Source organism: Variovorax boronicumulans (assembly GCF_030812215.1).
GTDB classification, from domain to species: Bacteria; Pseudomonadota; Gammaproteobacteria; order Burkholderiales; family Burkholderiaceae_C; genus Variovorax; species Variovorax boronicumulans_C.
This window is the reverse complement of the sequence record NZ_JAUSSG010000008.1, coordinates 91,702-117,548: the sequence shown is the minus strand read 5'-3', so window position 1 is coordinate 117,548 and position 25,847 is coordinate 91,702. Positions and strand designations below refer to the sequence as shown.

Sequence of the window (25,847 nt, the reverse complement as noted above, 5' to 3'; positions counted from 1 at the left end):
TTGCCAGGGACATAACCGATGGCCTCCTTCAGATTCCTGCGCGCCGCGCTCCTCGCCCTGCTGCTCGGCGCCTCGGCCGTGCTGGCCCACGCCACGCCTTCCGACGCCGAGGAGAAGCTGATCGACACGCTGATCCAGCGCGTCTCGAAGATGAGCGCCATGGTGTTCCTGCGCAACGGCAACGAATACAACGCCGCCGATGCCGCCAAGCACATGCAGGCGAAGTACGACTACTTCAAAAAGGAACTGGCCACGGCCGAGGACTTCATCGACCGCTGCGCCTCGCGCTCCGAGATGACCGGGCAGGCCTACAAGGTCAAGCTCACCAACGGCGTGGTGCGGGACGCCAACGAGTTCCTCAACAGCGAGCTGCGCATGCTGCGGCAGCAGGCGAAGGCCTCCGGAAGCCGCAGCTAGCAGCACTGTCCTGCGCCTTTTTCCGCCGCCCGGAATACCTCTTTTGTGGGATTCCATTTGATCCGGGGCGTTCGAAGATGCATCCGGAAGCGGCCGTACAAGCCGCAGGTCGAGTTCAGGCCCAACGCCGATCCCTGTTTTCAGCACCAGGCTGTACCAGGCGGCAAAACCGACGGAGCCGCCATGATCGAATTTGATCCCTCGCGCTCGGCGCTTTACACCCCGGAAAAACGTGGGACCGTGTTCTCGGGCGCGCACTCGTACTCGATCGTCCAGCTCGGGGTGGAGGCCTCGCGGTTGGCCTACCTTCGCACGGAGGCGGCGCAGTCCGAGCAGCAGGCACTGTCGCAAGCGCTGGGCCTGGCCGGATTCGGAACACCGAGGATGTTCTCGGATCAGCAGACGAGCACGCAGGCATTCGGCGCCTTCCGGGCATCGGATCGCACGGCGCTTCTCGCATTCCGGGGAACCCAGCCGGACGAAGCCGGTGACCTGGGCACGGACCTGCAGGCGGACATGGTTGCATGGCCCGAAGGTGGCGGCCGCGTGCATGCAGGCTTCGCAAGGGCATTCCGCGCGATCAGGCCGGCGATCGACGAATGGCTTGCCGGTGAATGCGCTGCACGAAGTGAGTTGATTCTTGCGGGTCACAGCCTGGGCGCAGCGCTGGCCACCCTGGCGGCAACGGTCTGGAAACCCGCGCAGCTGGTTACGCTGGGCTCGCCACGTGTGGGCAACCCGGAATTTGCCGCCACCTTTGCAGGCGTGCCCGTGGTGCGCGTGGTCAACTGCTGCGATGCAGTGACGCAGATTCCCCCGGAGTCGCCCTGGTACACCCATGCCGGGCCGATGACCTATGTGCGCAGCGACGGAACGCTCGTTTCCCACCCCGACGGACCGACCGTAGTCAGTGACCAGTTGAAGGCGCGCGCCCGCTATCTGGTGGACCACTCCTGGCGAGCAGGTGCGGTCCTCGTGCGGGATCTCGCGGACCATGCCCCCATCAACTACGTGCGGGCCTTCTTCCTGTGATCCTCACGGTCCACGCCCAGGCCTGCGTGGCAGGCGCCATCCAGTTGTGGGTCGGGATGTTCGGCGCGCAAAACCCGCCGATACCGCAATTCTTCATCGACGGCGTCCCGGCCACACCGCTCACCCCCTCGGCGATGGCGCCGATCCGCGACCACCATGCGGGCGCCGACGGCAAGCCGATCAACCATCGTGGAGTTTTTCGTTTTTCGGTTGCTCTTGCCGAAGACATTCACCCCATCCGGATCGTCGCCGGCACCGAACACTGCGAGCTGATCGTCCGGACGCTCCCGAAAGAATTGCCCAGTTCGCTGGACGGCGAGTTCAACATCCTCCTGTGCTCGTGCTACTTCCAGCCCGAAGACAAGAATGGCCTCCTGGGCACGATCGCTTCGCAGATCAAGCTGAAGCCGCATCTCGTGTTGATGGCGGGGGATCAGGTCTATCTGGACCTGCCCTTGCTGGAGGACATGCCGGAGTCGGAACCCGCGCTGTCGCAACTCATCGGTGACAAGTACTTCCGAAACTGGGCTTCGGCATCGCTCAACACCGCGGGCCTCGAGCCCGTGTTGTCGAAGGCCGCGGTCGTGTCGATTCCGGACGATCACGAATTCTGGAACAACTATCCGTTTCCGCAAGCCCAGTTGCCCAACACCTGGAACAAAGAAGTCAGGGATCGCTGGAAAGCGGCGGCACAGGCGCTCTATGAGGACTACCAACTTGCCGGCGACCCCAGTACTGCGGGCGCGACTCGAATCGACGTTGCGCCTCTCAGGATGCTGTTTGTCGACATGCGCATCGATCGCGACGACAAGTTTCGTCGCCTGATGAACGATGCCGCGGAGACGGCCTTCAGGTTATGGGTGGACGACCTGATCCGGGACAGGAAGGCAGATCGTCCTGCGGTGGGCGTGCTGGCGTCGGGGCAGGCGCTGTTCATCGATCCGCCCACGAGCGATTTCACGAAACACACGGCCGATGCGGAGATGGGGAACTACCAGCAGTTCGACTTCGCGAAGAAGGAACTGATGCGCCTGGCCGACGAAGGCATTCCGTTGCTCTACCTGACCGGAGATGTCCACTGGAGCCGCGTGGCCGGCGCGAAGGACCGGCAGCACCCCGGGCAGCCTCTTTTCTACGAGGTCATTTCGTCGCCCTCGTGCCTGATACGCACCCCTTTCGTCGATGCCGCAAAAGAATCCTCCAATGCCGTGAAGGGCATCTTCGGAGCCAAGGATCCCTGGCCGCGACACAGCGATCCCGAGAAGGTGCCTGCCAACTTCGGCCCCGGCAACCGCTTTTCACTCGAGCGCAAGTTCGAGCGCAACGGCGACCAGATCGCCATGGTCTCGTTTGCCCGCGCGGGAAACGGCGTGGATGCGCGGGTGACCTACTTCGCCATCTCACCCGACAAGAAACTGTCCAGATCCGAAACGGTCGACACCCTTCAACTTCGTCCTGTGTAAGGAGTCATCATGCTGCGGCAAGCCCGATCCGGATCGACAGAAGAGAACGTCCATTTCACCGAGTTCGAACGCGAGGGGCGCGAAACCAACACGCAATGGGGCGCCAGGGCGGTCGCCCACATGAAGACCGGCGGCTCCAATGACTGGACCTACATCGTGTTGCTGGGAGGCAGCGATTCGATGTCGTTCCGGGTGCGCGTGGCCCAGTCCCACCTACGTTCCGACATGCTGCCGTCGTATTGGTCGCAAGCACTTCTCGTGGAGCTCACAGGGGATTCGGTGGCCAACGCCAATGCGATCCATGTCCCGCTGCTGCAGCCCGACGGACCGGAGTTTGCCGCCCGCACGAACGGCGTGGTCGTGCAACCGCTGAGCGACTTCGACGATCCGGTGCGCTTTCCCAACATCGCCGTCGTCGCCATTCCGGTGGCGCAGTCGCTGATCCTGAAATGCGTCGAGAGCTTTCGTCGATCGCGCCCCACGCTCGATGCGCTGGAACACGTCGTGCGCTGGCTCGCTTTTGCCTGGGGGGCGGCGCGCACACCCAACCCCTTGCACGAAAACTACGGCCTCCCTTCCTCCTGCATGCTGGAGACCGTCTGCGCAGCTGCCAACTTCGATCTGACGCCGGGCCTGGAGTCGCGTGCCTCGTGCCCCGAAGCCATCTGGGCCACCGCACGCTATTGGCAGAAGTACATTGAAAAATTCAGCGGGCGCGCACCTGCGGGGCGGTATTGGCGACCGCACAGGTATCCGATCACCGAGCCCGACGACGCAACGACGCCCCGGCAACCCGCACGCAAGAGTACGCGGACTGCGAAGAGAAAGTGAAGCCCGGCGAACGCGCGCCTCAGCGCTGCTGCCCCCAGCGCCGCACGGTCAGACGCTCCAGCGTCTTGAAGCCCAGGCTTTCCACCAGGAGGCCGATCAGCACCACCATTGCGAGGCCCGCGAACACGCGGTCGGTATAGAGCTCGTTGCGGTTCTGGAAGATGTACCAGCCGAGGCCGCCCTTGCCCGACGAAGCACCGAACACCAGCTCCGCTGCGATCAGCGTGCGCCACGCAAAGGCCCAGCCGATCTTCAGGCCCGAAAGAATCGACGGCAGCGCCGCCGGCACCAGGATCTGCAGCACGTAGCGCAGGCCCTTGAGCCCGTAGTTGCGCCCCGCCATGCGCAGGGTCTCGGGCACGCCCTGGAAGCCCGCATAGGTATTGAGCGCCAGCGGCCACAGCACCGAATGGATCAGCACGAACACCAGGCTGCCGCGGCCGAGTCCGAACCACAGCAGCGCCAGCGGCAGCAGCGCGATGGCGGGCAACGGGTTGAACATCGACGTCAACGTGTCCAGCAGGTCGCGGCCGATCTGCGTGGACACCGCGAGCGTGGTGAGCGCGAAGGCCAGCACCACGCCGGCGAGGTAGCCCTGCAGCAGCACGGCCAGCGAGATGCGCACCTTCTCGATCAGCTCGACGCTCGCAAGTCCTTCGAACAGCGCACGGGCCGTGGCGGTGAAAGTGGGCAGCAGCAGGTCGTTGTCCTGCCAGCGCGCCGCGAGCTCCCAGAGCACGGCGATGGCGATGAGGATCAGGCCCTTGCGCACGCCCGCCTGCGCCCAGATGCGGGCGGGCAGCGGCAACGTGCGTTCGAGCGGGGCTTCGGTGAAAGGCTCGAGCGTGCGTTCGTACTCGGGGCGGATCGGCGGAACGATGGCGCTCATGCCGTGGCCTCCGCGTGCGCATGTTCTTCTTCGAACAGCATGTCGTGAATGCGCTGCGCCGTGCCCTGGAACTCGGCACCGCCCAGGCTCGCGAGCGAGAAACCGTGGCTGTTGACCTCGGCGCGCATGCGCCCCGGATGCGGCGACAGGAGCGCAACACGGTTGCCCACCACCAGCGCCTCCTCGATGGAATGCGTGACGAACAGCAGCGTGAAGCGCACCTCGTCCCACAGCTCGAGCAGCTCCTGCTGCATCTTGCGGCGCGTGAGCGCGTCGAGCGCGGCGAAGGGCTCGTCCATCAGCAGCACCCGCGGCTGCATCGCGAGTGCACGGGCGATGGCCACGCGCTGCTTCATGCCGCCCGAGAGCTGGTGCGGATGCACATCGGCGAACTTGGCGAGGCCGACCTTGTCGAGGTAGTGCAGTGCGCGCTCGGCCGCGTCCTTCTTGCCGAGCGTGCGAGACGCCAGCAGCGGGAACATGACGTTCTGCTTGACCGTCTTCCACGGCGGCAGTTGATCGAACTCCTGGAACACGACGATGCGGTCGGGACCGGGCTGCGTCACGCGCGCGCCGTCGAGGCGGATCTCGCCTTCGACCGGTGCGATGAAACCACCCACGGCCTTCAGCAGCGTGGACTTGCCGCAGCCCGACGGACCGAGCAGCACGAAGCGGTCGGCGGCGTGCACGTCGAAGCTCACGCGGTGCGTGGCGCGCACGACGCGTTCGGGGGTGCGGTATTCGAGGCTGACGCCGTCGACTTGCAGCAGCGGTGCGCTTTCTTGCCCCCTCTCCCGCTCGCGGGAGAGGGTTGGGGTGAGGGCAGGTGACGACGCCAGAGGCTCGCCCCTCACCCCCGCCCTCTCCCGATGGGAGAGGGAGTCACCCCGCGAATCCAGGACGGCCGCGTTGCTCACTGTTCAATTCCCCGAAGCGTTCTGCGCATCGTCGAAGAAATAGTCCTTCACCGACGCCGGCTTGTTCTTGATCGCGCCCACGCGGTGCATGAACTCTGCCAGCGCATAGGTGTTCTGCGGCGTGGTCTTGAACTGCACCTCTGGGTTCTTGATGATCTTGAGCAGCAGCTCGCGGTCGAGCTTCGCGTTGCTCACCTTCAGGTAGATATCGGCCGCCTTCTCGGGATTGGCCGTGACGAACTTCGCCGCCTCGTCGAGCGCATCGACAAAGGCTTTGTAGGTCTTGGGGTTCTCGCTGCGGAATTTCTCGGTGGCATACAGCACCGTGGCCGAGGCCGGACCGCCGAGCACCTGGTACGAATTGAGCACGATGCGCGCATTCGGATTGCCCGCGAGCTCCTGCTCCTGGAACGGCGGATTGCCGAAGTGGCCTGTGATCTCGGTCCCGCCCTTGATGATGGCCGCTGCCGCATCGGGATGCGGCAACGCCACGCTGATCTTGTCGAGCCGGTTGAACTCCTTGTCGCCCCAGAGCTTGGCCGAGGCGAACTGCAGCACCCGCGACTGCACCGACACGCCGACGGCGGGCAGTGCGATGCGGTCCTTCTCGGTGAAGTCGGCGATCGTCTTCACGTTCGGGTTGTTGGTCACCAGGTAGTACGGGAAGTTGCCGAGCGACGCCACGCCCTTCACGTTCTGCTTGCCCTTGGTGCGGTCCCACAGCGTGAGCAGCGGGCCGACGCCGGCGCCCGCGATCTCGATGTTGCCCGAGAGCAGCGCGTCGTTCACCGCCGAGCCGCCCGAGAGCTTGATCCACTCGACCTTGGCATCGACGCCCGCGGCCTTCGCGTGCTTCTCGATGAGCTTCTGCTCCTGCGCGACGTTGAGCAGCAGGTAGACGATGCCGAACTGCTCGGCGATGCGGATCTGCCCTTCGGCGTGCGCCGCGAGGCTGCCGGCGAGAAGGCCGAGGCCGGTGACGAATGCGGCGGCCTTGCGGGTGAAGCGGTTCATGGTGGAGAGCGGTCCGGAAAAAGAAAGATCGAGAGAAATCAGAACGGCGTGTCGCCGACGATGGTGGTGCGGTTCAGGCGCCGGCGCAGGTGGTCGGGCGTGCCGGCCGCCAGGTGCATCAGCGAGCGGTTGTCCCAGAACACCAGGTCGTGCGGCGCCCAGGTGTGGCGGTACACGAACTCGGGCTTCACGCTGTGCGCGAACAGCTCGGCCAGCAGGGCATCGCTTTCGTCCTGCGGCAGGCCGACGATGCGCGTCGTGAAGTGCTCGCTGACGAACAGCGCCTTGCGGCCCGTCTCGGGGTGCGTGCGCACCACCGGTTGCACGGCAGGTGCGACCTGGTCGATCTGCGCCTGCGAGAGCTTGGGCCGCCACGGGTTCTTGGCGCGCAGCTCTTCGTATTTGGCGAGGTAGCTGTGCTCGGCCTTGAGCGGAAGGATGCGTTGCTGCAGGTCAGACGGCAGCGATTCCCACGCGAGATGCTGGTCGGCGAAAAGCGTGTCGCCGCCTTCGCTCGGCAGTTCCTGCGCATGCAGCAGGGAGCCGAGGCTGGGCTTGGGCTTGTAGGAGATGTCGGAGTGCCAGTAGACGCCTGCGTCGCCAAGGCCGATGGGCTCGCCGTTCTCCTTGATGTTGGAGACGATCAGGATCTCGGGATGGTTCTTGAGCTGGAACTGGTGCAGCACGTGGATTTCTAGCGGGCCGAAGCGGCGGCTGAAATCGATGTGCTCGGCGGGGGTGATCTGCTGGTTGCGAAATACCAGGACGTGGTGGTCGAGGTGGGCGCGGTGGATGCGGGAAAAGTCTTCTTCGTTGATCGGCCTGGAGATGTCGAGGCCGATGATTTCGGCGCCTACCGGGGCATGGAAGGGGCGCACTTCGAAGTGCTGGGGCGCGGCCTCGGTGTCGTGGGGGAGAGCGGCTGTCATTCCGGGAATGTAGGGGCCGGGGGGTGCTTCTCCAACGAAATCTTCGTTGCTAGCTTATTCTTTGCTTTTTGCTTTTTTCTTTCCCGAGGCCGGGTCTCGGCCCGGCGGCCGACTCACTTTCTTTTGCTTCGCCAAAAGAAAGTAAGCAAAGAAAAGGCGACCCTGCTGTCTGCGTCCCTACGCTTCGCTGCGGGCAACCTGCGGTGCTCGACTACGGCGGGGGTCCGCAGAACTCGCTTCGCTCAAACAGCTGCGGCCCTGATCCCGCCTACGTCTCCGCTCCTCGGCGCAGCCAGAAGGGCTTGGAGACCGACACGCCATCGCTGCGCTCGGCATCATCGCGGGCCATCGCTTTGCTCGGCCCGGAACGGCACACCCAACCGCATCCACCGACCATCACAGCCAATTCAAGGCGGACACGCGGAGCGTGTCCGCCCTTCGGGCCGAGCGAAGCAAAGGCCCGGGTTGTCTCCACCCCCTTCTGGCTGCGCCGAGGAGCGCAGCGTTTCGCGGATCAGGGCTCGCAGCTGTTTGAGCGAAGCGAGTTCTGCGAGACCCCGCGAAACGCGAGCACCGCAGGTTGCCCCGTAGCAACGCGAAGGGGTCGCAGACAGCGGGGTCGCCTTTTCTTTGCTTACTTTCTTTTGGCGAAGCAAAAGAAAGTGAGTCGCCCGCCGGGGCGAGACCCGGCCTCGGAAAGAAAACCAAGTAACAAGAAGGTTGAGAGGTCAGAGCGTATGACTGCGATCCCCCTCAACAAACCCCAACGCATCCCAAGGTTCACCGACCGCAAAACCCACAACCTTGAACAGCTCCCCCATCTCATGCTCGTGAATGAGCCGAGCCGCCATCCCCCGCTCCGCAGTCGTCCCCTGCTCCATCCTCGCCAACAGCCCGCAGTTCAACAGAAACCGCGCCTGACTCGTATACCCCAGCACCTCCAACCCCGCCTCCTGCCCCGCCACCGCGATCCCGGTGAAATCGACATGCGCCGTGATGTCCTTGTAGCCCACATCGGCCAGCGGATCCCCATCCGCCTGGTGCGCCCGATGGCACATCACCGTGCCCATGTGCCGCTGCGGGTGGTAGTACTCGCTCTCGGGAAAACCGTAGTCGATGAGAAAGGCCGCCCCCTTCTCCAGCCGGTCCGCCAGCGTGGCGATGAAAGCCTGCGCCTGCGGATGGACCTCGGTGAGGTAGTCGTGCGCGCCCGGCACATCGACCGGCGGGCGCAGCTCCGTGGCGCGGTCGGCCCACGTCCAGCCGTCGTTACTCGCATTGCGCACCACGCCACGCTCGAACCACTGCCCGCCCACGCGCGCCAGCAGTTGCACGGGCATCGCATCGAGCACCTCGTTGCCGACCACCACGCCCTGCATCGATGCAGGCAATTCGCCGAGCCATTCGACGCGATCCGCATAGCGCACCAGCGCCTGCTGCTGGCGCTCGCGCAAGGTGCCCGAGAGATCGACGATGCGGTAGCGCACGTCGCCGCGTCCCATCTCGTCGAGCGCGTGCAGCAACTGCACCGCCAGCGCGCCGGAGCCGGCGCCGAATTCCCAGACCGTGTCGGTGCCGGTCTTCTCCAGCGCCTCTGCCACCTGCGCGGCGAGCGTCTGGCCGAACATCGGCGTGAGCTCGGGCGCGGTCACGAAATCGCTGCCCGAAGAAGGCATGTGGCCGAACTTGGCCGAGGTATTGGCGTAATAGCCCAGGCCCGGCGCATACAGGGCGAGCGCCATGAAGCGATCGAAGCCGATCCAGCCGCCCGCGCGCTCGACGGAGCGGGCGATCAGGTGGTCGAGGGCGGTGGGTAAACTGTTCGGGGTCTTGGTCGTCACCCCCCGATTCTCTCTCCCTCTCTCCCCGCATGAGCACCGCCCCCCTCTCCCCTGCCCGCCGCACCGTCCTCGTCACGGGTGCGGGCCGGCGGCTGGGCCGCGAGATCGCGCTGGCGCTCGCCGCGGGCGGATGGCAGGTGGCGGTGCACTACCGCAACTCGCGCGCCGAAGCCGAGAAAACCGTCGCCGATTGCGCCGCGCTCTCGGGCGATTCGGCGCTCTTCGAAGCCGACCTGGAAGACGAGCACGCCACGCGCGCGCTGCTCTCCCGCGTGGCGGCGCGCTTTCGTACCGTCGACGCCGTGGTCCACAGCGCGGCCCTCTTCGAACACGACGACGCCGCCAGCTTCGGCTATGCCCTCATGGAACGCCATGCGCGCAGCAACACGGGCGCGGCCATCCTTCTGGCGCAGGCGCTGCACGACCATCTTTCGCGGCGCGACGCGCAGGGCGCGGTCGTCCACCTGCTCGACCAGAAGCTCTGGAACCCGAACCCCGATTTCCTGAGCTACACGCTCTCCAAGGCCGCACTCGAAGCCGCCACGCCGATGCTGGCGCTGGCCCTCGCGCCGCGCGTGCGCGTGGTGGGCGTTGCGCCCGGCCTCACGCTGCCCAGCCACATGCTGGACGACGACAAGTTCGCGCAGCTGCACAAGCTGTCGCCGCTGGGCCGCTCCTCCACGCCGGCCGACGTGGTCGCCACGGTGAAGTTCGCGCTGGAGAACGGTTCGATCACCGGCACCACGCTGCTGGTGGACGGCGGCCAGCACCTGATGAAATTCGAGCGCGATTTCTCGCTCATGTGAGCACGACCATGTCCAATTCCACGCCTTCGCCTTCCCCGATCCAAGGCCGCCAGACGCTCACCCTCCAGGGCCTGCGTTTCGATGCCAACCTGGGCATCCTCGATCACGAAAAAACCGCGCCGCAACCCATCCTGGTCGACGCCGAGCTCAGCCTGGGCCCGCAGCCGCTGCTGCCGCAGGACGACGACATCTTCCACGTGCTCGATTACCGCAAGGTGCGCCGCATCATCATCGAGGAGTGCACCGCCGAGCACGTCAACCTGCTGGAGAGCCTGATCGGCAAGGTGGTGCACCGCCTGCTGCAGCTGCCCGGCGTGCTGGGCGTGCGGGTGAGGATCGCCAAGCTCGAAATCTTCGACGACTGCGAAGTGGCGATCCGCATGGAAGCCGGGGAATGGTGATCCAAGGCAAAATCGGGGTCCTTTCCCCCGATTTGCCTGAAGTAGCCCACCAATGAACGCCGTCTGGATCGACGAGGCGCCTGCCGACGCCGCAACCGTCGCCGCGCCCACCAACTCGCTGAAGATCGAGCGAGAAACGCACAAGCTCGAGAAGCGCCTGTGCCGCGAGGTCGGCCGCGCGATCGTCGACTACAACATGATCGAAGAGGGCGACAAGGTCATGGTGTGCGTCTCGGGCGGGAAGGACAGCTACGCGATGCTGGACATCCTGCTCAAGCTCAAGGCCCGCGCCCCCATTCACTTCGACATCGTCGCGGTCAACCTCGACCAGAAGCAGCCCGGCTTTCCCGAAGAGGTGCTGCCCAAGTACCTGAGCGAGCTCGGCGTGGCCTTCCACATCGAGAACCAGGACACCTACAGCATCGTCAAGCGCGTCATTCCCGAGGGCAAGACGACCTGCGGCCTGTGCAGTCGCCTGCGCCGCGGCATCCTGTACCGCGTGGCGGACGAGCTGGGCGCCACCAAGGTCGCGCTGGGCCACCACCGCGACGACATGCTGCAGACCTTCTTCCTCAACATGTTCTTCGCCGGCAAGTTGAAGAGCATGCCGCCCAAGCTGGTGAGCGACGACGGCAAGCACATCGTGATCCGTCCCCTCGCCTACGTGGCCGAAAAAGACCTGGTGCGCTGGGCGCAGCACCGCGAATTCCCGATCATTCCGTGCACCCTGTGCGGCAGCCAGGAGAACCTGCAGCGCAAGCAGGTCGGCGAAATGCTCCGCGAGTGGGACAAGAAGCACCCCGGCCGCGTGGAGAACATGTTCACCGCGCTGCAGAACGTGGTGCCCTCGCACCTCTTGGACGGAACGCGGCACGACTTCAAGGGTCTGAAGGCGACGGGCGTGGCCGACGACGAAGGCGACAAGGCTTTCGACACGCCCTCCTACGACTTGCTCTCCCAGGCACCCGCAGCCCTTCGCATCGTCCAGGGCTGATCCGGCTACCCAGGGGAATTTTGGGCATCGCTGCCCGGAGACCCTTCATGAAACGTACTTCTCTCGCTCTGCTTTTGGTAGCAGCAGCATCCGTGACTCTCAGCGGCTGCGCCACCTCCTGGGTGGTCGACAGCGACGTGAAGAGCTTTTCCTCGCTCTCCACCGTGCCGCCCGGCGCCACCTACCGCTTCGAACGCCTGCCCTCGCAGCAGGCCGACACCGCCCGGCAGGACTCGCTCGAAGCCATGGCCGCCGCCGCGCTCGAAAAAGTGGGCCTTCGCCGCGACGACGCCAAGCCGCAATACAGCGCGCAGATCGGCGCCCGTGTGACCGCCGGGCTCTCGCCCTGGGCCGATCCGTGGCTCTTCGACGGCCCCTGGGGCTACGGCTACGGCGGCGCCTACGGCTATTACGGCCGCCGCGGGTATGGCGGCTGGTACGGCGGCCCGGCCTACTTTCCGCCGGCGGCCAACCCCTGGTACGAGCGCGAAGTGAGCATCGTGCTGCGCGAGGTCGGCTCGAACCGCGTGGTCTACGAGACCCGGGCCCGCAACAACGGCCCCTACAACGCGAGCGCGGCGATCCTGCCGGTGATGTTCCAGGCCGCGCTGCAGGGCTTTCCGAATCCGCCGCAGGGCGAGCGCCGGGTGAACATCGACCTGGCCACGGCGAAGACGCCGGCCGTGAAATAGCGCACTTCTAGAATCGAGCGGATGCAAGAAGCCACCCGTTTGATTGCCGTCCGCCATGGCGAGACCGCCTGGAACGTCGACACCCGCATCCAGGGCCAGATCGACATCGGACTCAACGCCACCGGCCTCTGGCAGGCAGAGCGGGCCGGCCAGGCGCTGGCGGACGAGGACATCGGCGTCATCTATGCCAGCGACCTCGCGCGCGCCTGGCAGACCGCCGAAGCCATCGCCAGGCCGCATGGACTCGCCGTGCAGCCCGAGCCGCGCCTGCGCGAGCGCGCCTTCGGGCACCTGGAGGGCATGAGCTTCGCGGAGATCGAATCGATGCTCCCCGAAGACGCCAAGCGCTGGCGCGAGCGCGATCCCGAATTCGAACCCGTCGGCGGCGAGAGCCTGCTGACTTTCCGCGACCGTGTCACGCGCGTGGCCGCCGAGCTGGCGGCGCGCCATCCGGGCCAGCTGGTCGCGCTGGTCGCGCACGGCGGCGTGATGGACGTGCTCTACCGCGCCGCCACCCGCCAGGAGCTGCAGGCGCCGCGCACCTGGCAGCTCGGCAATGCCGCCATCAACCGCATGCTGTGGACGCCGGAGGGATTCAGCCTCGTGGGCTGGAGCGACATCGCCCACCTGGCGGCGGACGACACGCTGGACGAGACGACGACCTGATGCGCCATTGCGCAATGGCGCAATGGCCAGATAGATACGCAAAAAAAGGAATTGCGCCTTTCACCTCGAGGCAAGGCGCAAACCGCAGAATTCTCCACAGGGATCACGAGGATTTTTTGCAACGCACCTTCTGAATGAAAAGAATAGATTCCGAATCTTCAGCCTATGCCAGCTGGGATGCCTCCCTGGCCCTTTCGACCCCATGGATCGAAGCGACACACCTGGGCAGCATCGTCAGTTTGACAACAGGGGATGTGCTGGCTCGCGAAGGGGAGCGGCACAATTATTTTTATCTTCTTCGGTCCGGGTTTGTTCACTCGACAATTCAACGAAGCAATGGCGCTGAATTTCTGCTCGAAATATTCGGGCCCGGCGCAATATTTGGCGAAGGCCCCGCATTTGCCAACAGGCCCCGCCCGACCACGACGCGCGTGGTTGCACCCGCAATTCTCAGCCGGTATCTTCCGTCGGATATCACGCAGAAATTCGCCACCATGCCCGAATTGGCGGCTTCGCTCATTCAGCTTCTAGGTTTCAAGAACCAAATGATTGTTGAAAAGCTGGCAGGCGTTGCAGCGGCGCCCAAAGAGCGTGTCGTCGATTTGCTCTTGCGTATTGCCCGATTGCAATCCAACAGCGAATTTTCGTCGGCGCCGGAATCAAAGGATTTTCAAGTCGATCTCACGCACGAGAAAATTGCGGCAATGACCGCATTGAGCCGGGTGACCGTGACAAGGACATTGAACGCGCTGTCCAGGCAAGGGGTCATCGAGACGCGGGCCAAGCAGGTCATCATCCATGACGCCTCCGCGTTACGTCGTTTGCACTACAAAAATAGTTAACTCTTTGTATACCCGGATACCACGAAAACCCTAATTTGACGCCATTATCAGCCTCGCAATTCAAGAGGAAAAGATGGCAGAGTCAAACAAGTGGGTGGTTGAGGATATCAATCGCACAACGCCGAACCTCGCGGCGATCAGGAAATTTTCAACCGGGGACCGCGCAGGCCTGCGGTTCGAGAATTTTCTACAGGAATACCAGGTCGACCTGATATTGCATGCCATTTCAAAAATAGGCATTGAATATTACGAGGGCGACGACAAAGCCGGCGGCATTGTCCGCAAAGGAAAACTCGGCCCCAATTTCTTTCGTTTCAAGGCAGACCCCGGCGAATATTTCCGCCGGACGCAGGTTTACCAGGAGATATTCGACCAGCAGATTCTCGGGCTCGTCAATTTCTTTCCTCGTGTGCAGGAAGTGGCGTCGAAGATGTTTTCCCTGGGCCCTGGGGTCGCCGAGCATCAGGGCAGGCACATGATGAAATTCACGGTGCGCGTTTTGCCGGAAGCGCCGATTCACCGGGACTGGATGCCGGGCGAGAATGCCGGGCTTTCATTTGCACCGCAAATCAAGGAGCAATTTGCCTGGAATATTTACCTCAAGACGCCGAAATCGGGCGGACAGACGCGCATCTATAACGAGCAGGATCTCGCGCAGGCCGGCAACGAAAGCGAATACTTCGAGGTCACGCCTCGCGTCGGCGATTTGATCATTTTTCGCACCACACAGGCACATTCGGTATTGCCAAGCGATGGAGAGCGGCTGACCCTGTCCGGGTTTTTCGGAACCACTCCTGAAAAGGTCCTGTTCTGGGTATAAGGGTTTCGATGGAAAAGTCCCTGTCCGCACCCATGGGAATTTCGCATGGATGGATTGCGGCGCTGCCTTTCATTCCCAAGGTATTGGTATTCGGCCTTATTGTCGGCGTTGCCAGCAACAATGCCGATTGGTCCCTGGGCGAATTGGTTTTCGCCGCCTTGAGCATCAATGCCGCCACCGCCCAATTGGCCGCGCTCGAATTCAACAATTCCGCCCATATTGGCGCGCTGATTGCATTGACCGTCGGCCTCAATGCAAAGCATCTTATTTTTACCGCCTCGCTTTGGCCTTACCTGAAGAATTCCGGCAAATGGCGGGTGTGGCTGGCGGCGGCCATGGTGACCGACAGCAGCTGGACGGCATGCCACATCGCCGCCCAGCGCGGCCCGATCAACGTCAATTTCATCCTGGGCAACGCCTCCGCGCTGACCCTGGCGTGGACGGCCGGCTGCATCGCCGGATACCAGTTCGGCGCCGTTTTCACGCAGCAGATGCTGTATCGCTTTGGCATGGATGCGCTGGTTCCGCTCTCGATGGCGCTGCTGCTGCCTGTCGGCCTGCGAAGAAATCCTCACCAGCTGGCGCCTGTCGCCATCGGCGCGGTGGTCGGCCTGGCTTACTGGTGGCGAACCGATCAACAGGCCGCGGCGGTGCTGGTGGCGGGCCTGGCCGGCATGGCGGCCACGCTGTGGCTCCATAGGAAAGGCGAGGCATGAACGCCATCCTCGTCATGGCCCTGGTCACGATCGCGATCCGCCTGTCGGGCCTGGGCGCTGCCCAATGGCTGTCGCGTTGGCCGGCGGCCGAGGTCGCCTTGTCGAACGCCGGCCCCAGCTTGATGGGGGCCTATCTGTTGATCCAGATCTGCATCGCGCCGACCTTGCTCCTGCCCGTGGCCATCACCATGGGCGTGGTGTGGCGCTTCGGAGGGTTGCAGATCGCCTTTCTCGCCGGATGGCTGGCGCTGATGGCCGCGCGCCATCTTTGATGCCGAAGGGGGCTGCCTCAGTTCAGGCGTGCGCCGTTGCGTCTCCGGCCACGCCCGCTTCGGTTTTCTTCGCCTCGCCCGGCAACTCGACCATCGGCCCGGTGCCGCTGTAGCGGTCGAGCGCGAGGTAGATCGCGGGCGTGATGTAGAGCGTGATCACCTGCGAGAAGATCAGCCCGCCGACCACCGCCACGCCCAGCGGCTGGCGCAGCTCGGCACCGGCGCCCAGGCCCAATGCGAGCGGCAATGCACCCATCAGCGCGGCCAGCGTGGTCATGAGAATCGGGCGGAAGCGCAGCCGGCAGGCTTCGCGGATTGCGTCGACCGGCTTCATGCCTTCGGTGCGCTGCGCGTCGAGGGCGAAGTCGATCATCATGATCGCGTTCTTCTTCACGATGCCGATCAGGAGCAGGATGCCGATGGTCGCGATCAGCGTGAGGTCGAAGCCGAAGATCTTGAGCGACAGCAGCGCGCCCACCGCCGCCGAAGGAAGCCCCGCCAGAATCGTCAGCGGGTGGATGTAGCTCTCGTACAGCACGCCCAAGAGCACGTAGATGACCAGCACCGCGAGCACCAGCAGCACCGCCTGGCTCGACTGCGAACTCTGGAACACCGCCGCATCGCCGCCGTAGGTGGTGATGATCGACTGCGGCATGTTCAGCTCGGCCTTGAACTGGTCGATCTTCGCGGTCGCGTTGCCCAGCGGCACGTCGGGCGCGAGGTTGAACGACACCGTCACCGCCTGCAGCTGGCCCTGGTGGTTGACCGAGGTCGGCCCCACGGTGCGGTTGATGGTCGAGAAGGCCGACAGCGGCACCAGCTTGCCCGAGGTGCTGCGCACCGACAGGCGCGAGACGTCGTCCTCGAACTGGCGGTCGTTGTCAGCGGCCGAGAGGATCACCTGGTAGGTGTTGCTCGCGGCGTAGATGCTGCCGATCTGCCGGTCGCCGTAGGCGTTGTAGAGCGCGGTGCGCAGGTCGCCCACCGCCACGCCGAGCACGCCGGCCTTGTCGCGGTCGATCTCCAGCGTGGCCTGCAGGCCCCGGTTCTGCGAGTCGCTGGTCACGTCGCGGAAGGCGGGGTCGGCGCGCATGCGCTCCATGAGCTTCGTGGCCCACGGCACCATCTCGCCGGCGTTCACGCTCTGCAGCGTGTACTGGAAGCGCGCCTTGCTCTGGCGGCCGCCCAGGCGCAGGTTCTGCACCGGCTGCATGTAGACGGCAATGCCCGGGATCTCGCGGAAGCGCTGGCGCAGCGACTCGAGCACCTTGGCCATCTGCGGGCGCTGGCTGCGCGGCTTGAGCACGGCGAAAAGACGCCCCGAATTCTGCGTGGCGGTCGGGCCGCCGACGCCGACGAAGGAGCTCACGTAGTCCACGCTCGGGTCGTCCTTGAGCGTCGCGGCCACGCGGTCCTGCAGCGCCTTCATGGCGGTGAACGAAATGTCTTCGGCCGCCTCGGTGGTGATCTGGATCTGGCCGATGTCTTCCTCGGGGAAGAAGCCCTTGGGAATGGTGACGAAGAGCCAGGCGGTGACCACGAAGGTGAGGCCCGCGGCGGTGAGCATCACCCAGCGGTGCGCCAGCGTCCAGTCGAGCGTGCGCATGTAGTTGCTGTGCACCCAGCGGTAGCCGCGTTCGAAGGCCCGGCCGATGGCGGTGCCGGGCTCCGGATGCTCTTCCTCGTGGTCGATCGCGCCTTCCTTGCGCGGCACGTGCTTGAGCAGCCGGCTCGCGAGCATCGGCACCAGCGTGAGCGACACGATGGCCGACACCAGCACCGCCAGCGCCACCACCACCGCGAACTCGTGGAACAGGAGGCCGATGACGCCAGGCATGAAGAAGATCGGGATGAACACGGCCACCAGCGAGATCGAGATCGACACGATGGTGAAGCCCACCTCGCGCGCGCCGCGCAGCGCCGCCGCGAAGGGCTCCATGCCCTTCTCGACGTAGCGCATGATGTTTTCGAGCACCACGATCGCGTCGTCCACCACCAGCCCCACGGCCAGCGTGATGCCCAGCAGCGAGACGTTGTCCAGGCTATAGCCGAAGGCGTAGAGCAGTGCGACCGCGCCGATCAGCGAGATCGGAATGGTCGCCGCCGGGATCAGCGTGGCCACCAGCCGGTGCAGGAACAAGAAGATCACCAGCACCACCAGCGCGATGGTGCCCAGCAGCGTGAGCTGCACGTCGTGCACCGCCTCGCGGATGGAGAGCGAGCGGTCGTTCACCATCTGGATCTCGACCGACTGCGGCAGCTCCGCCTTGAAGCGCGGGATGAGCGCGCGCACCGCGTCCACCACCTGCACGGTGTTGGCGTTGGGCTGGCGCTGCACGGCGAGCGAGATGGAGTCCTGGCCGTTGAAGCTGCTGGCGGTTTTGACCGACTCGAAGCTGTCCTCGATGGTCGCAACTTCATCGAGCCGCACCGGCGCGCCGTTGCGCTGGCCGACGATGAGCTTGGCGAAATCGGCCGCCTTCACGAGCTGGCGATTGGCCTGGATGGTGAGCGTCTGGCGCGGGCCGTCGAGCACGCCGACGGGCGTGTTGGCGTTGGCCGAATTCACCGCCTTGGCAAGCTCGTCGAGCGTGATGTTGCGGGCGTTGAGCAGGTCGGCATTCGCCTTGATGCGCACCGCGAAGGCCTTGCGGCCGTACACGCCCACCTGCGCCACGCCGTCGATGGTCGAGAGCGTGGGGGAGATCAGGTTCTCGGCGTAGTCGTTGAGCTCGGCCGGGTTCATCGACGGCGAGATCAGCGCGATGAACAGCACCGGCGCATCGGCCGGGTTCACCTTGCGGTACGAGGGGAGCTGCGTCAGCTCCTGCGGCAGCTGGCGCTGGGCGCGCAGCAAGGCGGCCTGCACGTCGACCGCGGCGGCGTCGATGTCGCGGCTGCTCACGAATTCGAGCGTGAGCGAGGTCACGCCCTGGGTGTTGACCGAGCTGATGGTCTGCAGGCCGGGGATGGTCGAGAACTGCTTTTCGAGCGGCAGCGCGACCGAACTCGCCATGGTGTCCGGGCTCGCGCCCGGCAGCTGCGCGTTGACGTTGATGACCGGCGTGTTGTAGCTGGGCAGCGCCGCCACCGGGATGCTGAAGTACGCAAAGATGCCGATGACCACCACCGCGGCAGACAGCAGCACCGTCATCGCGGGACGACGGATGCAGAGCTCCGAGATGTTCATCGGACGACCTCCGCGCTTCGCGCTGCGGTGCGAGCTTGCTTGGGGCGGCCCGGCGCGGCGCTCATGCCCGTTCCTGCTGCGGCGGCTTGATGTCGGTGCCTTCGGACGAGGCGGCGCTACCCGGCGTCACGCCCGTGGTGCCGTTGGGCGCGGCGCCCGGCCCGCCCGTCTTCGCATCGACACGCACCTTGCCGCCCGGGCGCACGTTCTGGCTGCCCTCGATCACCACCTGCTCGCCCGGCTCGATGCCGCTCACCGCCACCTTGGTGCCGAAGGTGTGCAGCGTCTTCACCTTGCGGCGGGTGGCGGTCTTGGCGGCATCGACCACGTAGAGCGAGGTGCCGTCGGACAGCATCATCAGCGCCGCGGCCGGCACCACCGTGGCGCCGCTGAGCGTGCGCACGGTGATGCGCGTGCCGACGAACTGGCCCGGCCAGAGGCCCTGGTCGGCGTTGGCGAACACGGCCTTGGCGCGCACGGTGCCGATCTGCGGATCGACCGTGTTGTCGACGAAATCGAGCGCGCCGATGAGCGGCGTCTTGCGGCCGGCGACGAGCGCCTCGACCGGCGCCCGGCTGCGCGCGGCTTCCAGCAGATCCTGCAGGTTGCCTTCAGGCACCGGAAAGCTCACGGCGATCGGGTCGAGCTGGGTGACGGTGACCAGCGACAGCGTCGGCTGCACCAGCGTGCCCGGGTAGATGTTGACGGCGCCGATGCGCCCGGCAATCGGCGCGCGAAGGGTCGCATAGCCCAGCGCCACCTGCGCCGACTGCACGGCGGCGCGGTCGGCCGCCACGGCGGCGCGCTGCGCCTCGAGCTGCGAGAGCGTGGCATCGGCCGCGCTCTTGGCGATGAAGTTCTGCGCCACCAGGTCCTGGCTGCGCTTGTACTGGCGCTGGAGGTCGGCCAGGGTCGCCTCGTCCTTTTGCTGCTGGGCGCGGGCCCGGGCGAGGTTGGCCTGGTCGTTGCGGTCGTCCAGCGAGAAGAGCAGCTGGCCCGCCTTCACGAACTGGCCTTCCTTCACATGCACGGCGCTGACGGTGTTGGTGACCTGCGGACGCAGGTCGACGCTGTTGAGGGACACCACGCTGCCGTTGACCTGCACCGTGACCGGCACGTCCTGCTTTTCGGCGGTGGCCAGGGTCACCAGGGCGGGGGCGCCGCCGCCGGATGCGGCGCCGTTCCCCGGGGCCGCGGCCGTCTTCGCATTCTTTGCCCCGGCCTTGTCTCCGGACATGCTCCACCACCCGCCCGCGACGGCTACGATCAACACACCCGCAAGGGCAATGGCAGCATTTTTCTTCATGGGTTCTTGTGCACTTTGGGCTGACACTGGCTATTGAATCAGCGCCCGACTCACGGCGTTCATGGTTCCCGTAAAGAAATGTAAAGCAGGTCAACCGACAAGCCCGCGCTCAACCTGCTGTGGCCGGCGCGAGGGGGCCGCACCCCTCGCTAAAATCGCCGCTCCACAGCCTCTGGATATACCCCATGAACCGCTGCAAGAAAACCACGAATGCCCTCACTTTCACCGCGCTGTGCGCCCTCGCCGCAAGCGCCGGACTTTTCTCGCTGCAAGCCAGCGCACAGGACGAAATTCCCCGTCCGCAGACCCAGAACGAATCGCTGAACGGCGGGCGCAACTTTCCCATCGGCACGCTGCGCGGCAAGTTCATGGTGACCAATGCGCCCGACGTCGAACTCGACGGCAAGGCCGACCGGCTGGGCGCCGGCGCCCGCATCCGCAGCCCGCAGAACATGCTGGTGATGCCCGGCGCGATCATTGGCCAGAAGTACCTGGTGAACTACACGCGCGATGCCGCCGGCCTGCTGCGCGAAGTCTGGATCCTCACGCCCGAGGAAGCCGTCGCCAGCCGCGAATCGCTGAGCAAGCCGCTCCTGAACATCTGGCCGTTCACCACGAACGACACCCTCAATACGCAGTAACCGCTGCACATCGGCAAATAGAAAGAGGCGGCACGGGCCTTCCGCGCCCGCCGCGCCCTCCATCCCCGGAGGGCATCGAGAGAGCACCCCATGAAAAAAGTATTCATCAAGACCTTCGGCTGCCAGATGAACGAGTACGACTCGGACAAGATGGCCGACGTGCTGAACGCCGCGCAGGGCTACGAGCCGACGCAGAACGTGGACGAGGCCGACCTCATCCTGTTCAACACCTGCTCGGTGCGCGAGAAGGCGCAGGAGAAGGTGTTCTCCGACCTCGGCCGCGTGAAGCACCTGAAGGCCAAGGGCGTGAAGATCGGCGTGGGCGGCTGCGTGGCCAGCCAGGAAGGCGCGGCCATCATCGCGCGCGCCCCTTACGTCGACATCGTGTTCGGCCCGCAGACGCTGCACCGCCTGCCCGAGATGCTCAACGACCGCGAGCGGCTGGACCGCCCGCAGGTGGACATCAGCTTCCCCGAGATCGAGAAGTTCGACCACCTGCCGCCCGCGCGCGTCGAAGGCGCGACCGCCTTCGTGTCGATCATGGAAGGCTGCTCCAAGTACTGCAGCTACTGCGTGGTGCCCTACACCCGCGGCGAGGAGGTGAACCGGCCGCTGGACGACGTGCTGGTGGAAATCGCCGGCCTCGCCGACCAGGGCGTGCGCGAGATCACGCTGCTGGGCCAGAACGTGAACGCGTACCGCGGCCGCATGGGCGACACCGCGGAAATCGCCGACTTCGCGCTGCTGATCGAGTACGTCGCCGAGATCCCCGGCATCGAGCGCATCCGCTACACCACGAGCCACCCGAACGAGTTCACGCCGCGGCTCATCGAGGCCTACGCCAAGGTGCCGCAGCTCGTGAGCCACCTGCACCTGCCGGTGCAGCACGGCAGCGACCGCATCCTCATGGCCATGAAGCGCGGCTACACCGCCATGGAATACAAGAGCACGGTGCGCAAGCTGCGCGCCATCCGGCCCGACCTCGCGCTCTCCAGCGACTTCATCGTCGGCTTCCCCGGCGAGACCGACGAAGACTTCGCCAGGATGATGAAGCTCATCGACGACTGCCAGTTCGACAACAGCTTCAGCTTCATCTTCAGCCCGCGCCCCGGCACGCCGGCCGCCGCGCTGCACGACGACACGCCGCACGAAGTCAAGCTCGCGCGCCTGCAGACGCTGCAGCGCGTGATCGACGGCAACGTGCGCCGCTTCGGCGATGCGCTGGTGGGCACCACGCAGCGCGTGCTGGTCGAAGGCGCTTCCCGCAAGGACGCGAACGAACTCATGGGCCGCACGGCCTGCAACCGCGTCGTGAACTTCGAGGGCGACGCACGCCTGGTCGGCCAGATGACGGACCTGCGCATCACGCGCTCGCTGGCCTACACGCTGCGCGGCGAGGTGGTGACGCGCGAATCGTCGCCGGTGCTGCAGCAGCCCGCCGTGGCGCTCGCCCACTGATGGCGAAGCGACCGTCGATCCGGGGCTCGTTCCAGCAGCTCCTGCTGTTTGCCTTTTTGCTGATCACCGCGCTGCTGGTGGGCGTGGCGCTGCGCTCGGTGTTCCAGTACGACGCGCTCATGACCCAGAGCCGCGACGCCGCGGCGCGCGCGCTGCGCCTGTCGGGCGCGGCCCAGTCGCTGGCCGAACGCAGCGCGGCCATGGAACGCGCCGGGCGCCAGTCGCTGGTGCTCAACGACGCGGTGCTGCGTCGCCGCTTCGACGAGGCCGCGCGCGAATCGCACCAGGTGCTCGAGAGGCTCGAGAAGAACGGCCTCTTGCCCGCGAGCATCGAGCCGTGGCGCGTGCAGCTGGGCGTGATCGAAGGCCTGATGAGCGGCAGCGCCGACAGCGCCCTCGCCCGCGAAAGCACGATGGCCATGCAGTTCCGCGAGCTCGACACGCTCAACACCAGCCTCGCGCAGCAGGCCCAGTTCCTCATCGAGATGCAGAACGATGCGCTTGCCAAGCGCATCGAGAACGCGCGCCGCCGGCTGATGCGCGAAGTGGTGGCCGCGAGCGTGCTGGCGGTGGTGCTGGCGCTGGCCTTCGGCATCTGGCTTGCGCGTCCGTTCAAGCGCATGGAGCATGCGATCGTCGGCCTCGGCCAGAACCGGCTGGACGAACCGATCGACATCCGCGGCCCGGCCGACGTGCGGCGGGTGTCGCAGCAGCTCGAATGGCTGCGGCTGCGGCTCACCGAGCTGGACGCCGACAAGGCGCGGTTCCTGCGCCATGTGTCGCACGAACTCAAGACGCCGCTGGCCGCGCTGCGCGAAGGCGTCTCGCTGCTCGAGGACGGCGTGACGGGCCCGCTGAGCCCGGCGCAGCTCGAAGTGGCGCAGATCCTGAACCAGAACACCGTCTCGCTGCAGAACCAGATCGAGGCACTGCTGCGCTTCAACGCCGCCGCCTTCGAGGCGCGCGAACTGCGCCGCGAACGCACCGAACTGCTGCCGCTCATCGAGGAGCAGATCGAGGCCCAGCGGCTGCAATGGCAGTCGCACGGGCTTCGCGTGCGCGCCGAGGGCGAGCCGATCGCGATCACCGTCGACCGCACCAAGCTCGGCACGGCCATCGCCAACCTGCTGTCGAACGCGATCCGCTTTTCGGTCACGGGCGGTGTCATCACGCTCGCGGTGTCGGGCACGCCCGATGCCGTCCATATCGACGTGAACGACGCCGGGCCGGGCATCGCCGAGGGGGATCGCGACCGGATCTTCGAACCGTTCTTCCGCGGCGAACGTCAGCCCGAGCACACCGTGAAAGGCACCGGCATCGGACTTTCCATCGTGCAGGAGTACATTGCAGCCCACGGGGGCCGCATCACGCTGCAGCCTGGCGGACCCGGTGCACGTTTTCGCATCGAGCTGCCGCGCACGGCCTGAACCCCGATCTGCTTGCCGGCACGCCCCAGCTTCCTTCTGAATCACCGCTTCGCGCCCCTTCGTCCCTTTTTTCGACCCATGTCTTTTTCGTTCGTCCGCAGTTCCACCCTCGCAGCGGCGCTGGCCATGCCCTTCGCCCTGCTGCTGGCCGCCTGCGCCACGCAGCCCAAGCCGCCCGCCGAGGCCGATGCGTTGCCCCCGCCCGCCGTCGTGCCGCGCGTGATGCCTGTCGAGGCCGAGCCCCGCGCGCCCGCCACGCAGCCGGCTTCGCTCTTCACGCTGATGACCCAGGGACCGCAGGCGGCCATGCTGTCGTATGCCGACAAGGTGCGCCCGCTCGGCGGGAACGAACTCAGCACCGAGATCGCCCGCCTCGGCGACCCCGGCGACTCCCCGACCACGCAGATGCAGCTGGCGCTCCTGCTGTCGCAGACCCGCGTGCCGGCCGACCTGGCGCGAGCGCTGGGCCTGATGCAGCGCGTGATCGCCAACCCGTCGCCCGAAGCGCAGCCCCTGCACCCGCTCGCGCGCGCGCTGGCCGCCCGTTATGTGGAACAGCGCCGCGTCGAGGACGACCGCGACAAGCAGGTGCAGCAGCTGCGCGACAGCCAGCGCCGCATCGACCAGCTCAACGACCGCATCGAAGCGCTGCGCGCCATCGAACGCAGCTTCGCGCGGCCCTCCGCCACGCCGGCCCCGGCCGCGGTTCCGGCGCCGGCAACCAACGGAAACAAGCCAAGTCCATGAGTACCTCCGGCGCCCGCCTCCTCGTGGTCGACGACGACCCGGACATGCTGCGTCTGATCTCGATGCGGCTGGTGTCGGCGGGCTACCAGGTCACGGCCGTGACCTCGGCGGAAACCGCGCTCACCCAGTTGGAGATCGAGCATCCGCAACTGGTATTGAGCGACGTGCGCCTGCCGGGCCGCGACGGCCTTGCGCTCTTCGACGAGATCCGCAAGCGCCATCCCTCGCTGCCCGTGATCCTTTTGACGGCCCACGGCACGATTCCCGACGCGGTCGAGGCGACGGCGCGCGGCGTCTTCACCTACCTCACCAAGCCCTACGACGCCCGCGAACTGCTCGACAAGATCGGGCAGGCGCTGGCGCTCGGCGCTCCCGCCAGCACGCCGGCCAAGAGCGGCGACGAAAGCTGGCGCGCCGAAATCGTGAGCCGCAGCAACCGCATGGCCGAGTTGCTGGCCGAGGCCCGCATGGTCGCCAAGTCGGACGCCTCGGTGCTGCTGCGCGGCGACTCGGGCGCCGGCAAGGAACTGCTGGCGCGCGCCATCCACAAGGCCAGCGCGCGCGCCGACAAGCCGTTCGTGGCGGTCAATTGCGGGGCCATTCCCGAAGCGCTGCTCGAATCGGAACTGTTCGGCCACATGAAGGGCGCCTTCACCGACGCTCACGCCAATCACAAGGGCCTGTTCCAGCAGGCCGACGGCGGCACGCTGCTGCTCGACGAAATCGGGGACATGCCGCCCGCCCTGCAAGTGAAGCTGCTGCGCGTGCTGCAAGAGCGCGCGGTGCGGCCGCTGGGCGCGAGCCAGTCGATCGAGGTCGATGTGCGCATCGTCTCGGCGACCCATCGCGACCTGGACGCCGCGATGGAAGCGGGCCAGTTCCGCGAAGACCTCTATTACCGCCTGAACGTGGTGACGCTCACCCTGCCGCCGCTGTCGGCGCGGCGCGAAGACATTCCGCTCCTGGCCAACCACTTCCTGCAGCGGCTGTCGACCAAGTACGGCAAGCGGCTTTCCGGCTTCGCGCCCGAGGCGCTGAAGGCGCTGACCACCGCCGCCTGGCCGGGCAACGTGCGCCAGTTGTTCAACGTGGTGGAACAGGTGTGCGCGCTGTCGAGCTCGCCGCTGATCCCGCTGGCGCTGGTGCAGCGCGCGCTGCGGGTGCCGACGGTCGAGGTCCAGACCTATGCCGAGGCCAAGCAGCGTTTCGAGCGCGATTACCTCGTCGGCCTGCTCAAGCTGACCGACGGCAACGTGGCCGACGCGGCCCGCCTGGCCGACCGCAACCGCACCGAGTTCTACCGCCTGCTGCAGAAGCACGAGCTCACACCGGGCCACTTCAAGGCCGACGCTGTCGCTCCGGGCTCGGACCCTGTCGCCGAGTAGCGACGCCCCTAAGTCGTTGATTTAAAAGGGCATATCCCACCAGCCACCAAGGCTTGTCGGGATTCGGCGACAAAAACTGGGGTTTTGGGGGCCTGCGGCGGGCCTCCCCACCGAAAACCGTATCCAGATCGCTCCAAGTCATTGATCTGAA

Annotated in this window: 25 protein-coding genes; 18 read left to right on the top strand and 7 right to left on the bottom strand. The window is 65.9% G+C overall.

Going from position 1 to position 25,847, the window contains the following annotated elements:
• Window positions 1-18 precede the first annotated feature (18 nt).
• The 4 genes from J2W23_RS21240 (at window position 19) to J2W23_RS21225 (ending at window position 3,743) form a co-directional block, all read left to right on the top strand.
• Window positions 19-417, top strand: coding sequence for a DUF5329 family protein (locus J2W23_RS21240; protein ID WP_307650137.1), 399 nt, complete (start codon window positions 19-21; stop codon window positions 415-417).
• Between the two features lie 183 nt (window positions 418-600).
• Window positions 601-1,449, top strand: a complete 849-nt coding sequence (locus J2W23_RS21235; RefSeq protein WP_307650136.1) for a lipase family protein — start codon at window positions 601-603, stop codon at window positions 1,447-1,449.
• Window positions 1,446-2,912, top strand: a complete 1,467-nt coding sequence (locus J2W23_RS21230; protein ID WP_307650135.1) for an alkaline phosphatase D family protein — start codon at window positions 1,446-1,448, stop codon at window positions 2,910-2,912. Before J2W23_RS21235 ends, J2W23_RS21230 begins: the two co-directional genes overlap by 4 nt.
• A 9-nt stretch (window positions 2,913-2,921) precedes the next feature.
• Complete coding sequence (locus J2W23_RS21225) at window positions 2,922-3,743, top strand: hypothetical protein (protein ID WP_307650134.1); 822 nt, start codon at window positions 2,922-2,924, stop codon at window positions 3,741-3,743.
• Between the two features lie 19 nt (window positions 3,744-3,762).
• On the opposite strand, the gene J2W23_RS21220 is transcribed toward J2W23_RS21225, so the two are convergent.
• The 5 genes from J2W23_RS21220 to J2W23_RS21200 all read right to left on the bottom strand — a co-directional run bounded on the left by J2W23_RS21220 (window position 3,763) and on the right by J2W23_RS21200 (window position 9,333).
• Window positions 3,763-4,632, bottom strand: a complete 870-nt coding sequence (locus tag J2W23_RS21220; protein WP_307650133.1) for an ABC transporter permease — start codon at window positions 4,630-4,632, stop codon at window positions 3,763-3,765.
• Complete coding sequence (locus J2W23_RS21215) at window positions 4,629-5,471, bottom strand: ABC transporter ATP-binding protein (protein ID WP_373423975.1); 843 nt, start codon at window positions 5,469-5,471, stop codon at window positions 4,629-4,631. The genes J2W23_RS21220 and J2W23_RS21215 overlap by 4 nt, the downstream gene beginning before the upstream one ends.
• Window positions 5,472-5,552: 81 nt before the next feature.
• The gene (locus J2W23_RS21210) at window positions 5,553-6,563 is read right to left on the bottom strand and encodes an ABC transporter substrate-binding protein (protein WP_176660223.1); all 1,011 of its coding nucleotides are present in this window, start codon (window positions 6,561-6,563) and stop codon (window positions 5,553-5,555) included.
• A gap of 38 nt (window positions 6,564-6,601) precedes the next feature.
• A complete protein-coding gene (locus J2W23_RS21205; protein ID WP_307650132.1) occupies window positions 6,602-7,492 on the bottom strand; it encodes a TauD/TfdA dioxygenase family protein in 891 nt (296 codons plus the stop codon).
• Between the two features lie 728 nt (window positions 7,493-8,220).
• Window positions 8,221-9,333, bottom strand: a complete 1,113-nt coding sequence (locus tag J2W23_RS21200) for a class I SAM-dependent methyltransferase (RefSeq protein ID WP_307650131.1) — start codon at window positions 9,331-9,333, stop codon at window positions 8,221-8,223.
• A gap of 29 nt (window positions 9,334-9,362) precedes the next feature.
• On the opposite strand from J2W23_RS21200, the gene J2W23_RS21195 reads away from it, so the two are divergent.
• The 9 genes from J2W23_RS21195 (at window position 9,363) to J2W23_RS21155 (ending at window position 15,542) form a co-directional block, all read left to right on the top strand.
• Window positions 9,363-10,139: an SDR family oxidoreductase gene (locus J2W23_RS21195; RefSeq protein WP_176660220.1), complete on the top strand. Its 777-nt coding sequence runs from the start codon at window positions 9,363-9,365 to the stop codon at window positions 10,137-10,139.
• 8 nt (window positions 10,140-10,147) lie between these two features.
• Entirely contained in the window at window positions 10,148-10,540 is a 393-nt protein-coding gene (locus J2W23_RS21190; RefSeq protein ID WP_307650130.1) for a dihydroneopterin aldolase, read from the top strand.
• A 52-nt stretch (window positions 10,541-10,592) separates the two neighbouring features.
• Complete coding sequence (ttcA, locus tag J2W23_RS21185; RefSeq protein WP_176660218.1) at window positions 10,593-11,534, top strand: tRNA 2-thiocytidine(32) synthetase TtcA; 942 nt, start codon at window positions 10,593-10,595, stop codon at window positions 11,532-11,534.
• A 47-nt stretch (window positions 11,535-11,581) separates the two neighbouring features.
• A complete protein-coding gene (locus J2W23_RS21180) occupies window positions 11,582-12,226 on the top strand; it encodes a DUF4136 domain-containing protein (protein WP_307650129.1) in 645 nt (214 codons plus the stop codon).
• A 21-nt stretch (window positions 12,227-12,247) separates the two neighbouring features.
• Complete coding sequence (locus J2W23_RS21175; RefSeq protein ID WP_176660216.1) at window positions 12,248-12,892, top strand: histidine phosphatase family protein; 645 nt, start codon at window positions 12,248-12,250, stop codon at window positions 12,890-12,892.
• A gap of 134 nt (window positions 12,893-13,026) precedes the next feature.
• The gene (locus tag J2W23_RS21170; protein ID WP_176660215.1) at window positions 13,027-13,734 is read left to right on the top strand and encodes a Crp/Fnr family transcriptional regulator; all 708 of its coding nucleotides are present in this window, start codon (window positions 13,027-13,029) and stop codon (window positions 13,732-13,734) included.
• A gap of 73 nt (window positions 13,735-13,807) precedes the next feature.
• Window positions 13,808-14,554: a 2OG-Fe(II) oxygenase gene (locus J2W23_RS21165; RefSeq protein ID WP_176660214.1), complete on the top strand. Its 747-nt coding sequence runs from the start codon at window positions 13,808-13,810 to the stop codon at window positions 14,552-14,554.
• 8 nt (window positions 14,555-14,562) lie between these two features.
• Window positions 14,563-15,270: an AzlC family ABC transporter permease gene (locus J2W23_RS21160; protein WP_307650128.1), complete on the top strand. Its 708-nt coding sequence runs from the start codon at window positions 14,563-14,565 to the stop codon at window positions 15,268-15,270.
• Window positions 15,267-15,542 carry a hypothetical protein gene (locus J2W23_RS21155; protein ID WP_176660212.1) on the top strand — a complete coding sequence of 92 codons (276 nt, stop codon included), beginning with the start codon at window positions 15,267-15,269 and terminating at the stop codon, window positions 15,540-15,542. Before J2W23_RS21160 ends, J2W23_RS21155 begins: the two co-directional genes overlap by 4 nt.
• A gap of 22 nt (window positions 15,543-15,564) precedes the next feature.
• Here the strand turns inward: J2W23_RS21155 and J2W23_RS21150 are convergent, their stop codons facing one another.
• Entirely contained in the window at window positions 15,565-18,732 is a 3,168-nt protein-coding gene (locus J2W23_RS21150) for an efflux RND transporter permease subunit (RefSeq protein WP_307650127.1), read from the bottom strand.
• Window positions 18,733-18,793: 61 nt separating this feature from the next.
• Complete coding sequence (locus J2W23_RS21145) at window positions 18,794-19,969, bottom strand: efflux RND transporter periplasmic adaptor subunit (protein WP_176660210.1); 1,176 nt, start codon at window positions 19,967-19,969, stop codon at window positions 18,794-18,796.
• Between the two features lie 254 nt (window positions 19,970-20,223).
• Here J2W23_RS21145 and J2W23_RS21140 point away from each other — a divergent pair, with 254 nt between their 5' ends.
• The 5 genes from J2W23_RS21140 (at window position 20,224) to J2W23_RS21120 (ending at window position 25,696) form a co-directional block, all read left to right on the top strand.
• Complete coding sequence (locus tag J2W23_RS21140) at window positions 20,224-20,679, top strand: hypothetical protein (protein WP_176660209.1); 456 nt, start codon at window positions 20,224-20,226, stop codon at window positions 20,677-20,679.
• Window positions 20,680-20,769: 90 nt separating this feature from the next.
• On the top strand, window positions 20,770-22,137 hold the full coding sequence (gene miaB, locus J2W23_RS21135; protein ID WP_307650126.1) for a tRNA (N6-isopentenyl adenosine(37)-C2)-methylthiotransferase MiaB: 1,368 nt from the start codon (window positions 20,770-20,772) through the stop codon (window positions 22,135-22,137).
• Entirely contained in the window at window positions 22,137-23,564 is a 1,428-nt protein-coding gene (locus J2W23_RS21130; RefSeq protein WP_176660207.1) for a sensor histidine kinase, read from the top strand. Before miaB ends, J2W23_RS21130 begins: the two co-directional genes overlap by 1 nt.
• Window positions 23,565-23,642: 78 nt before the next feature.
• Window positions 23,643-24,311 (top strand): hypothetical protein, encoded by a 669-nt coding sequence (locus J2W23_RS21125; RefSeq protein WP_176660206.1) that lies wholly within the window; start codon window positions 23,643-23,645, stop codon window positions 24,309-24,311.
• Entirely contained in the window at window positions 24,308-25,696 is a 1,389-nt protein-coding gene (locus J2W23_RS21120; RefSeq protein WP_176660205.1) for a sigma 54-interacting transcriptional regulator, read from the top strand. Before J2W23_RS21125 ends, J2W23_RS21120 begins: the two co-directional genes overlap by 4 nt.
• Window positions 25,697-25,847 lie beyond the last annotated feature (151 nt).